Here is a 13,271-nt window from a genome sequence, read left to right as displayed (position 1 = left end):
CCATGACCAAGCGCATCCACGGCCTGACCCGCCGCACCGTTCTGAAGGGAGGCGTGGCGGGCGCCACCCTTCTCGCCGCCCCCGCGATCGTCAGCCGCGCGGCGCTGGCCTCCTCCGGCGAGATCAACATCCTGATGTGGTCGGACTACCTGCCGGAGACCTTCCTCTCCGCCTTCACCGAGGGCACGGGCATCAAGGTGAACTTCACCGGCATCGGCTCGAACGAGGAAATCATCAACAAGCTCAAGGCCACCCGCGGCCGCGGCTTCGACCTGTGCTCGCCCACCAACAACCGCTCGCTGCAGTGGAAGGACATGGAGCTGCTCCAGCCCTTCGACATGAGCAAGGTCTCGCTGGACACGGTGAACCCGGCCATGGCGAAGATCGGCAGCACGGACTGGGCCTTCGAGCCGGGCACCGACTACTGGCTGCCGCATATCTGGGGCACCGAGGGCATGGCCTGGCGCACCGACCTGTTCACGCCGGACGGCGAGTTCCCCTCCTACGGCGACGTGTGGAAGGAAGAGAACGCCGGAAAGACCATGGGCCGCGACCACTCGATGATGCTCGGCGCCGGCCTCTACATGGAGACGATCGGCGAGCTGGAGGCCGGCGACGTGTGGAAGGCCTACACCTCGCCCGAGGAGATGACCCGCGTCTGGACCAGGATCACCGACTGGTGCGTGGCCCGCAAGGGCAACATCAAGCTGTTCTGGAACGACGCGGACAGCCAGAAGAACGGGCTGCTGAACGAGGGCGTGATCGTGGGCCAGACCTGGGACGGCCCCCCCCTGGCGCTCAAGACCGCCGGCGAGCCGGTGATGTACCGCGCGCCCAAGGAAGGCGCGATGGCCTGGGTGGACGGGCTGGCCATCCCGGTGGGCGCGGAGAACACCGACGCGGTCTACGAGTTCGTCAAATACGCCTACATGCCGGAACTGGCGGGCGAGGCCATCGACCACCACGGCTACAATTCCCCCGTGCTGGGCGCCGACACCTTCGCCGGCGAGACCTACGCGAAGAACTTCGCGGATGCCTATCCGGGCGACGCGCTGGCCAAGCTCAACCCCTGGCCGGCCGAGCCGCAGTGGTATGCCGATGCCCGCACCGAGTTCAAGAACCGGCTGCTGAGCGCCTGATCGCGCCACCCCGCGCTCCGGGGTCCCGGGCCTGACCCGGGACCTCCTTCCTCACCGCCCCGCGTCGCCCCGGCCGGGAGAGCCCGGGGCGACGCGGGGCCCCTTCCCTTTCGCGCAAGAGGACAGGACACCATGACCAAGGAGGTCGGGCTTTCCCATGTCACCGTGGAATTCGGTGACTACACGGCCGTCGACGACGCGCATCTGACCATCGAGGGCGGCGAGTTCTTCTCCTTCCTCGGGCCCTCGGGCTGCGGCAAGACCACCATCCTGCGCTGCATCTCCGGCTTCCAGGAACCCTCCTACGGCAAGCTCCTGATCGGCGGGCGCGACATGCGCGGCATCGGGCCGAACAAACGCCCCACCGCGCTCATCTTCCAGAACCTCGCCCTCTTCCCGCTGATGAGCGTGGCCGAGAACATCGCCTTCCCGCTGGAGGTGCGCGGCGTGGGGAAGAAGGAGCGCCGCCGCCGCGCCGACGCGCTGCTGGAACTGATCGCCCTGCCCGGCCAGGGCGACAAGCGGGTGGATGCGCTCTCCGGCGGGCAGAAGCAACGCGTGGCCATCGCCCGCGCACTCGCCGTGGAGCCCGACATCCTGCTGCTGGACGAACCGCTTTCCGCGCTCGACCTCAAGCTGCGCCAGCACATGCGCTCGGAGCTGCGCGCCATCCAGAAACAGGTCGGCCTCACCTTCATCTACATCACCCATGACCAAGGCGAGGCGCTCACCATGTCCGACCGCGTGGCGGTGATGAGCCGCGGCAAGATCCAGCAGGTGGCGGACCCCGCGACGGTCTACAACGCTCCCGCCACCGGCTTCGTCGCCTCCTTCGTGGGGGAGAACAACGTGCTTGACGGGCGCATCGCCGCCCCGGCGCCGGAGGGCGGCTACGCGGAGGTGGACCTCGCGGGCGGTGCGAGGGTGCGGGTGCGCGCCGCGCCGGAGCTCGACACCGGCGCGCCGGTGCAGGTCTTCGTGCGGCCCGAGGCGCTGCGGCGCGGCGGCGAGGCGCCGAACCGGCTCTCGGCCCGGCTGGAGAAGGTGGAATTCGAGGGCGCCATGCGCCACCTGCTGCTGCGCGCCGCCGATGGTGCGAGCCTGCGCGTGTCGCAGGTCAACGCCGGCCCCGGCGGCGCGGGGGAGCTGGAACAGGGGGCGGAGATCGACCTCGGCTTCTGGCCGGCCCAGGGCACCGCCCTGCCCCCGTCCGAACTGGCGCGCGCCGGATGAAGCCGCGCGGCAGCCTCTCCGCCTTCGCCGAGCGCAACGGGATTCCCGTCACGCTCTACCTGTTCACCTGCGTGGGGATCTGGGTGTTCCTGCTGGTGCTGCTGCCCCAGGTCACCATGCTGGACTACTCGTTCCGCGCCAACCTGCCGCCCTCGAAGGTGGGCGGGTCGGAGGATGTCTACACGCTGGAGCATTACCGCTACTTCCTGCTCGGCTCGGCCGCGAACCCCGACGGCTGGAACGCGCTCGACATCGGCGTGCTGGTGAAAACCCTCATCGCGGCCCTGTTCGTGACGCTCTTCGATCTGGTGATCTGCTACCCCGTGGCCTTCCTGCTCGCGAAGGGCGTGCGGGGCGGCGGCGCGCGGCTGCTGATCCTCGCGCTCATCGTGCCCTTCTGGGTGAACGAGATCCTGCGCGCCTTCGCCTTCCGCATCCTGTTCGGCGCCACCGGCGTGCTCAATGAGACCGGCATGATGCTGGGGCTGTGGGAGGCGCCGATCGACTTCATCGGCTCCGATGTCGCGCTCTACGCCGGCCTCGGCTATGCCTACATCCTGCTGATGATCTTCCCGCTCTACAACGCCATCGAGAGCCTGGACACGAACCAGCTCGAGGCCGCGCGGGACATGGGCGCGAGCTGGGCCCAGGTGCACCGCCGCGTGGTGATCCCCTACGCGAAACCCGGCATCGCCTCCGGCTGCACCATGGTCTTCATGCTCTCGGCCGGCGCGCTCGCCGCGCCGCAGATCCTCGGCGGGCCGTCGAACCTGTGGTTCACCCAGCTCGTCTACCAATGGTTCAACTCGGGCGGAAACTGGCCGCGCGGCTCGGCCTACGCCATCATCCTGCTGGTGGTCTGCGTGGGCTTCGTGATGTTCATGATGCGGGTGTTCCGCGTCTCCATCGGAGCGATCGGACGATGAAGGGACGGCTGCTCACCGGGGGCTACCTGCTCCTGTTCTTCGCCTACCTGTTCGGGCCGCTGGTCATCATGATCGGCACCGCGTTCAACTCCGCCGGCTTTCCGCGCCTCGCGCCCTGGGAATGCTTCACCACGGAATGGTTCTCCCGGCTCGCGGCCGATGACCGGCTGCTGACCGGGCTGGGCAACTCGCTGCTGATCGGGCTGGGGGTTGTCCTCGTCTCCACGCCCATCGGCCTCGCCGCGGCGCTGATGCTCAGCCAGGTGGGCGCACGGATGCGCGCCGCGCTCTACACCATCTTCATCGCGCCCATCCTGGTGCCGGGCGTGGTGATCGGCCTCTCCACCCTGATCTTCTGGGACCGGGTGGGCGGCGCGCTGGATGCGGGCTACAACACGCTGTTCTACGACGGGTTCTTCCTCACCATCCTCGGCCAGGTCACCTTCATCTCGGCCTATTCGATGCTGGTGTTCCTCTCGCGCCTGCAGCGCTTCGACCCCACGCTCACCGAGGCCGCGCTCGACATGGGCGCCACGCCCACCCAGGCCTTCGTGAAGATCCTGCTGCCCTTCGTGGCCCCGGCCATCGGCTCGGCGGCGGTGCTGGCCTTCCTCGCCTCGATGGAGAACTACAACACCACCGTGTTCACCGTGGTCTCCGAGAGCACCTTCACCACGGTGCTGGCCTCCAAGGTGCGCTACGGCATCGACCCCTCCATCTCCGCCATAGCGGTGATCATCGTGGCGATCACGCTCATCGCGGCCCTCACCTACGAGGCCGCGCAGCAGCGCACCAGCCTCGCGGGCCGCATTGCCGGACACCCGGTGCTGCGCCGCCTGATCCACCCCGCGCCGGTGGCGCTGCTGCTGCTGGTGCTCGCGGGAGCCGTGGTCTGGGCAGGGTCGCGGGTGGATTCCTCGGCCTGCGAGGCACAGGTGCTGGAGGAGAAACGCGCCCTGCAGGAGCAGTACCGCACGGCGCCCGAGCCGCAGTCGCAACCCTCGGCCCCGGCGTCCCCTACGGCCCCGCGGGATGGCGCCGCCCCGGCCTCGCCCTTCAGCCCGGGCAATCTCGCCCCGGGCAGCGGCACCGGCGGCGGGGAGGCCCCCTCCCCTGCCGCGCCCGCATCCCCCTTCGCCCCCGGCAACCTGGCACCGGGGGGCAGCGGGGAGAGCGGGACGCCCGCCTCGCCCTTCGCGCCGGGCAATCTCGCGCCCGGCAGCGGCGGCTAGGCGCTCAGGCCTGCATCTCGCGCCGCGCGGCACTGGCCTCGTGGACGAGATGGTCGCGCAGGCCGGCGGGCAGGTCGAGCTGCCGGGCGAGGTCGTCGAGGTAGCGCCGCTCCTCGGGCGTGTCCGGGTCCACCGCCAGCACCGAGGCGAGGTAGATCTCGGCGCGCTGCTCGCTGGTGCGGGCCAGCCGCGCAACGGAGGCGGGGTCCGAGGGCGCGGAGAACAGGTCGAACAGCGCCGCCTTCTCCTCCGCGCCCAGGCCGAGCTCGCGGATCTGGTCGCGGATGCGGCCGTGCTCTTCCTGGTCGATATGCGCGTCGGATTTCGCCGCCGAGATCATCGCATGCATGAGCGCGATGCGGAAATCCTGGCCGCCGGCGTCGCTGTCGTTCTCCACGTCGAAACCGCTGCCGGGGGGCGGGGCCGGCAGGCGCGCCGGCTGCTCCTGCGCGCCGGCGGCCCTGTTGCCCTGCCAGTCGCGATAGGCCTTGTAGGCAAGTCCGCCCACCGCGGCCATGCCGCCGTATTTCAGCGCCTTGCCGCCCAGCTTGCGGCCGGTCTTGGTGCCCAGCACGAGGGCGATCAGCCCGCCTGCCGCCGCACCGCCCGCAAGCCCGCCGGGCAGGCCGGAGCTCTGCGACCGCTCCGCCGTGCCGCCGCGCGCAGCACCGCTGCCCGAGCCGAGGAACCCTTCGAGAAGCCTGTTGACGTCCATGAGCAATCGTCTCCCGGTTGTTGATGAACACCACGGGGAGGTATGGGCGGCCTAAGGGCCCTGCAAGGGAAGCACTTGCCGCACCCCAGCCCCTCCCCCGCCGCGCGGCCGGGGAGGGGGGCGCACGGTCAGGCCGCGCGGGGCAGCGCCGCCACGTCCGACAGCAGCTCGAAGGAGCGCAGCCGCGCGTTGTGGTCATGCACGGGGCCGGAGACGATCACCTCGTCCGCCCCGGTGCGCGCGATGAACGCGTCCAGCTTCTGCTTCGCCTGCTCCGGCGTGCCGATGAAGGAGCAGGAGAGCGTGTGCTCCAGCAGCCGCAGCGCCGAGGGCGCGAGGGTGGAGAGGTAATCGGCCTTCGGGCGCGGGAACAGCCCGGGCCGCCCGGAGCGCAGGTTCACGAAGGCCTGCTGCTGCGAGGTGAACAGCTCGGCCGCGCGCGCCTCCGTCTCCGCCGTGATCACGTTGCAGGCCACCATCACATAGGGTTTCGCCAGCCGCTCCGAGGGCTGGAACCGCTCGCGGTAGAGGGCCACCGCATCGTCCAGCGCCCCGGGCGCGAAATGCGACGCGAAGGCATAGGGCAGCCCCAGCAGCGCGGCCAGCTGCGCGCCGAACAGGCTGGAGCCGAGGATCCAGACATCGACATCCAGCCCCGCACCGGGCACGGCGCGGATGGGCTGGCCCGGCTCCGCGGGCTTGAACAGGCCCAGCAGTTCCACCACGTCATCCGGGAAACGCTCCGCCGCGGCCATGAGGTCACGGCGCATCGCCATGGCGGTGCGCTGATCTGTGCCCGGTGCGCGGCCGAGGCCGAGGTCCACCCGGCCCGGATGCAGCGCGGCCAGCGTGCCGAACTGCTCGGCGATGATGAGCGGCGCATGGTTGGGCAACATGATGCCCCCTGCCCCGACACGAATGGTCCTGGTGCCCGCCGCCACGTGGGCGAGGGCGACTGCGGTGGCTGCACTGGCGATGCCGGGCATGTTGTGATGCTCGGCCATCCAGAAGCGGTGAAAGCCCCAGGCCTCGGCATGGCGCGCGAGGTCGAGACTGTTGCGCAGGGCCGCGCCGGCGTTGCTGCCGTCGGGAACAGGCGCGAGATCGAGGATCGAGAGACGGGTCATGACAAGAGAGTAGTGTGCATACGCACGCTTTTCCAGAGCCGCTGCGCCCGCCCCTGCCCCGTGCTATAGCGAAGCGATGATCGCCGGCCTCCGCGGGGCGCCGGCCAGGCCGGAGAGGACGCATGCAGAGAATTACCGTTTCGCTCGATGACGAGATCGTCGAGATGATCGACCGGGTGATGACCCGCCGGGGCGCCACGAACCGCTCCGAGGCGCTGCGCGACATGGTGCGCGCCGCCGCCGCCCAGGACGTGCTGGAGGATGCCGCCGACGATACGCCCTGCGTGGCCACGCTGAGCTATGTCTACGATCATGAGCGGCGCGACCTCACCCGCCGGGTGAACACCGCCCACCACCACCGCCATGACCTGTCCGTCGCCACCATGCACGTGCATCTCGACCACGGCACCTGCCTGGAGGTCTCGGTGCTCAAGGGCCCGGCCGGGGAGCTGCGCGGCCTCGCCGACGAGGTGACGAACGAGCGCGGGGTGCGCCACGGCCAGCTTCACGTCCTCCCGCAGGAACCGGAGCCTGCCGAGACCCACAGCCATGCCCACACCGGGAAGCGAACCTGAAGCGCCCCTGGCATTCGCCAGATTTCCAGAGCGCGGATCCTGCTCACGTTTCGCGCGCGGCCGGAGTGACCCCGATGCGCAGCCGGACCGGCTCCTCGGCGGCATCCGCGGCAACCCGCTCCAGCCGGTCACGCAGATGGATGTCCACATAGCCGGCGACGAAGGCGGACGGCGCGCCGAGCCGCAGTTCCCCGGCCTCCAGCGCCTCGAAGCGCAGGCCGGCGAACCAGCTTCGGAACAACCCGGGGTCCTCCTGGCGCAGGCGGCGGCAGATGCCGGACCAGACCGGGTCCTGCCCCGCCTCCAGGCCCGTGTCGGTCTCCGCCGGGAACAGCGGCACCACCTTGGGCTCCGTCGCCTCGGGCGTGCCGCCCCGGGCCGCCTCCATGCGCTCCACGTAATCGGTGCCCACCTTGTACCAGCCCTCGGCGGTGAGCCGGTCGATCCCGGCATGGTCCAGCCGGTAGACCGCCACTCTGCCCCGCGCCGCCGGGCGCTTGACCTGGAGCAGCCCGGCCTCACGCAGCCGCTTCAGCTCGCGCTTGGCCGTGCGCTCATCCACCGACCACAGCCGGGCGAGATCGCGGCAGCCGACGGAAATCTCCTCGGCCTGCCAGTTGTACCGGGCGGTGATCATCGCGATCAGCCGCAATGTTGTGGTGCGTCGCGCCGGCGCTCCGGACAGGCCGACCACGGCAAGCGCCGTGAGAAGGTCGTATTTCCGGACCGGAGCCGAACTGCCCGTCAGTCGGTTCGTCGTCATGCCTGTACCTGCCCACGCCGGGCTTCGATGGCCCGGTCGTTCCCTGGTGTGCCGCGTGTCTGCAGCCCGCGCCTTCGGCACCGACCTTGCCAGCATCCCCTTCTCTGCCCCTTCGGAGCCGGGGGAGCTGCCCTGCTGGCGGCCGGTTTCGGGATGTCTCGTGTCCCGCTCCGATCCGCAGATTCGCAACTTCTCGTTTGTTTCGAAAACTAGGCCGCTTTTCCCGTTCTTTGTCAACCGACATCGGAAAACGGGTTTTCCCGCTCTTTCCAAAAAACATCGAAAAAATGGGGTTTATAGGTAATAGGTGACACACAGTCTGTCACCTTATCGGGGGTTTGGTGTCACCTCAAACTGGCAGATGGCCCGGAGACTGTCACCTCATCGGCGGGAGAAGGCGTTTTTCTCCCGTTTTTCGCCGCAACGGGCGGAAACGCGCGAATTTCGCATTTTCCCATTTGGCCGAGAGTCGTTTTCGCGTTATTGCTAGTTCGAGCAGATATAACACGAGGCAGCTTCCGATGCAGGATCATTCCCATCTTCTGGCCATGAATGCGCGCTCGCTCGCGCAGCAGGCCGCCGTGCGGCGTGCGACCTTCTCCCCGCAGGAGATCAAGACGCTGCGGCCCTTCTCCATCTGGGAGATGAGCCAGTTCATGTTCGACGTGCCGGCGGACACCATCCGCAAGAAGCTCGCCGACGACCCCTCCCTGCCCCAGGGCACCACCTTCGAGGATGCCGCCCGCCAGCGCTGGTATTCGCTGGAGGAGATCAACGAGATCCGCCGCCGGGTGCGCTTCCGCGGCAAGTCGCTGCTGCCGGAGCGGCCGGGCGGCCGCGCGATCCGCATCGCCATCTCGAACTTCAAGGGCGGCGTGGGCAAGACCGTGGTGGCCCAGCATTTCGCCAATGCCGCCGCGCTGGACGGCTATCGCGTTCTGGTGGTGGACTTCGACCCCCAGGCGACGATGACCCATTCCATGGGCCTCACTGAGGTGCGCGAGGAGAACACGGTCTGGGGCATCATGTGCCGCGACCTGTGCCGCGAGGCGGACCGGATCATGGCGAGCTATGACGACCCGGAGGAATGCCCCTACCCCTCCTCCGACGAGCTTCCGCGCGATGTGGTCGCCGTGGGCGCGCACCGGGTGCAGGATTTCATCCAGCCCACCTGCTGGCCGACCATCGACATCATCCCCTCCTGCGCGAACGCGGCCTTCGTGGAGTTCGCCTCCGCGCAGTACCGCTCGCTGCACAAGGCCTGGTCGTTCTTCGGTTGCGTGGCGCGCTATCTCGACGAGCTGCCGGACGACCAGTACGACATGATCATCTTCGACTGCCCGCCGGCCATCGGCTACCAGTCGCTGAACGCGGCCTTCGCGGCGGACATCCTCTACATCCCCTCGGGCCCGGGCTACTGGGAATACGATTCCACCACCAGCTTTCTCGGCCAGCTCGGTGACGCGATGGAGGACATCTCCACCGGCTTCGCGCAGATGGCCGAGGAATCCGGCCTCACCCTGCCCAAGCAGTTCATGGACGTGCGGGTGCTGATGACACGGTTCGAGCCTTCGAACGACCTGCATGTCGCGATGCTCGGCGCCTTTCGCAACGTGTTCGGCGCCGATGTCTGCGCCCATCCCATCGAGATGACCCGCGCCGTGGAACAGTCCGGCCGCTTCCAGATGTCGGTCTATGAGCAGGACTACCGGCAGATGACGCGGGAGACGTGGAAACGCGCGCGGCTGTCCTTCGACCAGGCCTATTCGGAATTCAGGGAGACGGTGCTCGCGCGCTGGCGCGAGGCCGCGCCATCTGCCGCAACGCGGAGGGCGGCACAATGAGCTCGAGAAACCGTTTCGGCTTCGACGTTCCGTCCACGCCTTCCTCCGCGGGCAGCACGCAGCGCAACCGGGGCAGCGGGCCGATGTCCGCCGCCGTGCGCGACGCGGCGGAGAACCTGCAGGAATCCACCGAGGCGAAGATGGAGGCCCGCCGCCGCAATGCCGCCGAGGCGCGCGAGTTCCGCGCCGCGCTGGAGGATGGGCTGGTGCTGTCGCGCATCGCGCTGGAAGATGTGCGCACCGACGATCTGCCGCGCGACAGGCTCGACCTGGACGCGGTCGCAAGTTCCGACGAGATGGATGAGCTGAAGGCCTCGATTCTGGCGCATGGCCAGAAGGAGCCGGTGGAGCTGTTTCGCAAGGCCGACGGCTCGCTTCAGCTCAAGAAGGGCTGGCGCCGGCTGACCGCGCTGCGCCAGATCCACGCGCACACCGGCGACGCGGCCTTCGCCACGGTTCTCGCCCGGGTGGTGGACCGGTCGGAGGAGCGCGCGGCGCTCTACATCGACATGGTGGAGGAGAACGCGATCCGCGAGGATCTCACCTTCGCCGAGATGGCCACGCTGGCGATCTCCGCCGCCGCGGACCCGGGGATTCAGGAGAGCTCGGCGGAGGCGCTGGTCGGCACGCTCTACGCCTCGCTGCACAAGATGAAACGCTCCTACATCCGCGCCTTCGTGCAGCTGCTCACCGCGCTCGGCGACAGCCTGAAATGGCCGAAGGCGGTGTCGCGCAACCTCGGGGTGGAGGTGGCCCGGCGCATTCGCGACCACGCGGACCTTGTGCCCGATCTGCGTGGCCGGCTGGCGGCGGCGAAATCGGTCGACGAGCAGACGCAGATCCTGCTGGAATTCGGCGCTACGCCGGAGGCCGTTCCTGCGGCGCCCGCGCGGGCGAAGGGCGCCGGGCGCGAGAAGTACGAGTTCCACCTGGGCTCCACCAAGGTGACGGCGCGCAAGGGGGAGTGCCGGATCAAGGATGATCTGGATTTCGCCGATATCGACCGCGACGTTCTGGAGGAGGCGGTGGCAGCCTTCAACGCCGTGGTGCGCTCGCGCAGTTAGGGTAACCCGCGGGTTACCCGCCGGGCCGGCCGGTGGCCGTAACCCATGGGTTACCCCGGGGTGTCAGGCGGCGGGCAGGGTAACCCACGGGTTACACCACCCGCCGCCGGCGCCCGATCCCGCCAGCATGGCAAGAAACAAGGGCCGCGGTGATCGCGGCCCTTGTGCTTTTCGGGTGAGAACATATAAGGAACGATGGCGCTCACTCCCATTCGAGTTCCTTGTAGACCGCCGTCGCGTTTCGCGGGTTGTAGGCCGGGAACAGCGCCCAGTCCGCGGCGAGAGCGGAGCCCAGGTGCCGGGTCGCGTCCGTCATGCTTTCGCCGGCGCGCAGGGCGGCGCGCGTCTCCTCCACCAGGGCCGTGAGATAGGCGCGGGTGGGGGCGAGCCCCTCGGGCCAGGGCTCCGAGACCGGCCCGTGCCCCGGCACCATGCGCGCGCCCGGCCGGGCGGAGAGCGCGTCAAGGACGGCGAGCCAGCCCAGAACGCTGCCGTCCACCACCGGCGTGTGGCGCAGGAAGGCGAGGTCGGAGAGCCAGAGCGTGCCGCTGCCCGTGTCCGTCACGACGAGGTCATTGTCGGTGTGCGCGGTGGGCATCGCCTCCACGCGCAGCACCCGGTTGCCGAGGTCGAGCGAGAGCGGCGCCCCGGGCTGCACCGTCTGCGCCGATGTCACCCCGGCCACGGGAACGCGGGTGGCAAGCCAGGCCCGCGGCCCGATCTGGCGCTCCCAGCTCTCCGCATAGCCCTCCGCACGGTTGCGCAGCGCTTCGGGCAGGCGGGCGTGAACCACCAGCCGCGCGCCGATTTCCGTGAACGGATCGGTGCCCAGCAGGTGGTCCGGGTGCATGTGGGTGAGAATCAGCCAGCGCACCGGCAGCTCCGTGCGTGCGCGGATGGCGGCGAGCAGCGCCTCGCCCATCGCGCGGGAGCCGCCCGAATCGATCACCGCGACGGCCTCGCCTCCGATGATGAAGCCGACATTCGCCTGGTCGCCGCCATTCTCCGGCGACGCCTCGGCAACGGGCCCGGGATGGACGAACACGCCAGGGGCGATCTCGCCCACCTCCAGCGGCGGCGCGGCGCCGCAGCGCCAGCCGTCGAGGGTGAGGGCAGGGCGATCGCTGAGCCACGCGGCGGCGGCGGCCTCGGCACCCTCCGGGCAGGGCGCCGCGGGCAGGGCGTGTTCGCCGCAGGTCTCGGGCTGCGCGGCAAGGCAGAGGGTGAGCAGCAGGCTGAGCATCGCAAGGTCCTCCCGCCGCGATCCTAGGCAGGGGCGGGGCGCCCGCGCATGGGACCAATGTCGGATGGTCCGCCCCGCCGTTCCGCCTATACTGGCGTCCCGCCCGTCCAGAATGCGACCCAGGGGAGAGGCCCGGATGCGCAAGCACATCATCACCCTCGCGGCGCTGGCCGCCCTCGCAAGCCCGCTCGCCGCGCAGGAGCGCGCCAGCCCGATGCAGCCCAGCGAAAGCTGGGACAGCCTGCGCACCGACATCATCGGCACGGCGGAGCTGCAGGACGGCACCGGCATCCTCAGCCTCGATGCGCCCTACCGCGCGCATGACGCGGCGCTGGTGCCGGTGCATGTGGTTCAGACCGGCGGCGCGCGCATCGTGAAGCTCACGCTCGTGGTGGACGAGAACCCGGCGCCGGTGGTGGCGGAATTCTCCTTCGGCCCGGCGATGGGGCAGGTGGACCTGGAAACCCGGGTGCGCGTGAACGAATACTCCAACATCCGCGTGCTGGCCGAGACGGAGGATGGCACCGTCTACATGACCGGGCGCTACGTGAAGGCCTCCGGGGGTTGTGCCGCGCCGGCGATGAAGGATTCGGTGGCCGCGCAGAACGCGCTCGGCCAGATGCGGCTGCGCGCCTTCGCGCCGGAGCAGCCCGGCGCGCGCGGGCTTGCCCAGGTGATGCTGCGGCATCCGAATTACTCCGGCCTGCAGCGCAATCAGGTGACGCAGCTCTACATCCCCGCGCGCTTCGTGAACGCGCTGGAGGTGAAGCAGGGCGATGCCACGCTGTTCACCATGACGGGCGGCATCTCCATCAGCGAGGACCCCACGTTCCGCTTCGCCTACACCGACAATGGCGCGCCCTTCATCACCATCCGCGCCACGGACACGGACGGGCAGGTGTTCCAGGAGGCTTTCCCGGCGCCGTCCTTCCGGAGCTGAAAACCGCGAAATCGCGGTTTCCGAAATCCGCCGTTTTCAGAAACAGCGGATCTCGGCTTCCGCCTGGGCGCGGCGCAGGTCGGCCACCACCCCCTTCGCCTCCGCCGAATTGCGCAGCGCGCCCACCCGCTCGCCGCCCATCTGGGTGACGGAGAGCACCGTTTCCGCCTCCTCGTAGCGGTCGAAGGGCAGGATGGAGGCGATCACGTCCACCGAGCAGGAGCAGCGGCGCAGCATGTCGCGGGTCTGGCCGTTCGCGGCCATGCAGGCGAAGACATAGTCGGCGCGGGTCTCGGTCGGGTAGTCGTTCAGCTCGGCCGGGCCTTGCGGCAGGGCCGGCCCGGCAAGGGCAGCCAGCGCGGCGAGGGCGGCCGCAAGGCGGCGCGCGCCACGGACGGCAGGCGCCACGTCGGGGGGGCAGGGGGCTTGTCGTGCGGCACCGTGCGCGGCGGGGCGGGCAGGGGTCATGG

The 13,271-nt window shown here is 69.6% G+C and carries 13 protein-coding genes; 8 read left to right on the top strand and 5 right to left on the bottom strand.

The genetic code is table 11. The annotated features are described in order from the left end of the window. Positions 1–2: 2 nt before the first annotated feature. From FDP22_RS18190 to FDP22_RS18175, 4 genes are all read left to right on the top strand, one after another. Complete coding sequence (locus FDP22_RS18190) at positions 3–1,139, top strand: extracellular solute-binding protein (RefSeq protein ID WP_138573947.1); 1,137 nt, start codon at positions 3–5, stop codon at positions 1,137–1,139. Between the two features lie 132 nt (positions 1,140–1,271). Further along, complete coding sequence (locus tag FDP22_RS18185; RefSeq protein WP_138573949.1) at positions 1,272–2,372, top strand: ABC transporter ATP-binding protein; 1,101 nt, start codon at positions 1,272–1,274, stop codon at positions 2,370–2,372. Then, a complete protein-coding gene (locus FDP22_RS18180; RefSeq protein WP_138573951.1) occupies positions 2,369–3,298 on the top strand; it encodes an ABC transporter permease in 930 nt (309 codons plus the stop codon). The genes FDP22_RS18185 and FDP22_RS18180 overlap by 4 nt, the downstream gene beginning before the upstream one ends. Then, a complete protein-coding gene (locus tag FDP22_RS18175; protein ID WP_138573953.1) occupies positions 3,295–4,530 on the top strand; it encodes an ABC transporter permease in 1,236 nt (411 codons plus the stop codon). The genes FDP22_RS18180 and FDP22_RS18175 overlap by 4 nt, the downstream gene beginning before the upstream one ends. Before the next feature lie 4 nt (positions 4,531–4,534). Here FDP22_RS18175 and FDP22_RS18170 read toward each other — a convergent pair whose 3' ends face one another. Together FDP22_RS18170 and FDP22_RS18165 are read right to left on the bottom strand one after the other, a co-directional pair. Further along, positions 4,535–5,245: a tellurite resistance TerB family protein gene (locus FDP22_RS18170; RefSeq protein ID WP_138573955.1), complete on the bottom strand. Its 711-nt coding sequence runs from the start codon at positions 5,243–5,245 to the stop codon at positions 4,535–4,537. A gap of 128 nt (positions 5,246–5,373) precedes the next feature. Continuing rightward, a complete protein-coding gene (locus FDP22_RS18165) occupies positions 5,374–6,372 on the bottom strand; it encodes an LLM class flavin-dependent oxidoreductase (protein WP_138573957.1) in 999 nt (332 codons plus the stop codon). A 122-nt stretch (positions 6,373–6,494) separates the two neighbouring features. On the opposite strand from FDP22_RS18165, the gene nikR reads away from it, so the two are divergent. Continuing rightward, the gene (gene nikR / locus FDP22_RS18160) at positions 6,495–6,947 is read left to right on the top strand and encodes a nickel-responsive transcriptional regulator NikR (protein ID WP_138573959.1); all 453 of its coding nucleotides are present in this window, start codon (positions 6,495–6,497) and stop codon (positions 6,945–6,947) included. 43 nt (positions 6,948–6,990) lie between these two features. On the opposite strand, the gene FDP22_RS18155 is transcribed toward nikR, so the two are convergent. Beyond that, complete coding sequence (locus FDP22_RS18155; RefSeq protein ID WP_170317791.1) at positions 6,991–7,710, bottom strand: DnaA N-terminal domain-containing protein; 720 nt, start codon at positions 7,708–7,710, stop codon at positions 6,991–6,993. Between the two features lie 521 nt (positions 7,711–8,231). Between FDP22_RS18155 and FDP22_RS18150 the strand changes: the two genes are divergently transcribed. After that, a complete protein-coding gene (locus tag FDP22_RS18150; protein WP_138573963.1) occupies positions 8,232–9,554 on the top strand; it encodes an AAA family ATPase in 1,323 nt (440 codons plus the stop codon). After that, on the top strand, positions 9,551–10,618 hold the full coding sequence (locus FDP22_RS18145; RefSeq protein ID WP_138573965.1) for a ParB/RepB/Spo0J family partition protein: 1,068 nt from the start codon (positions 9,551–9,553) through the stop codon (positions 10,616–10,618). Before FDP22_RS18150 ends, FDP22_RS18145 begins: the two co-directional genes overlap by 4 nt. Positions 10,619–10,820: 202 nt before the next feature. Here FDP22_RS18145 and FDP22_RS18140 read toward each other — a convergent pair whose 3' ends face one another. Beyond that, positions 10,821–11,861 carry a quinoprotein relay system zinc metallohydrolase 2 gene (locus FDP22_RS18140; protein ID WP_138573967.1) on the bottom strand — a complete coding sequence of 347 codons (1,041 nt, stop codon included), beginning with the start codon at positions 11,859–11,861 and terminating at the stop codon, positions 10,821–10,823. A gap of 136 nt (positions 11,862–11,997) precedes the next feature. Here FDP22_RS18140 and FDP22_RS18135 point away from each other — a divergent pair, with 136 nt between their 5' ends. Beyond that, positions 11,998–12,801 carry a quinoprotein dehydrogenase-associated SoxYZ-like carrier gene (locus tag FDP22_RS18135; RefSeq protein WP_138573969.1) on the top strand — a complete coding sequence of 268 codons (804 nt, stop codon included), beginning with the start codon at positions 11,998–12,000 and terminating at the stop codon, positions 12,799–12,801. 36 nt (positions 12,802–12,837) lie between these two features. Here the strand turns inward: FDP22_RS18135 and FDP22_RS18130 are convergent, their stop codons facing one another. After that, entirely contained in the window at positions 12,838–13,269 is a 432-nt protein-coding gene (locus FDP22_RS18130; protein ID WP_430225960.1) for a hypothetical protein, read from the bottom strand. Positions 13,270–13,271: the final 2 nt, after the last annotated feature.

Source organism: Paroceanicella profunda (genome assembly GCF_005887635.2).
Lineage (GTDB): Bacteria > Pseudomonadota > Alphaproteobacteria > Rhodobacterales > Rhodobacteraceae > Paroceanicella > Paroceanicella profunda.
This window is presented reverse-complemented; position numbering and strand designations above follow the sequence as displayed.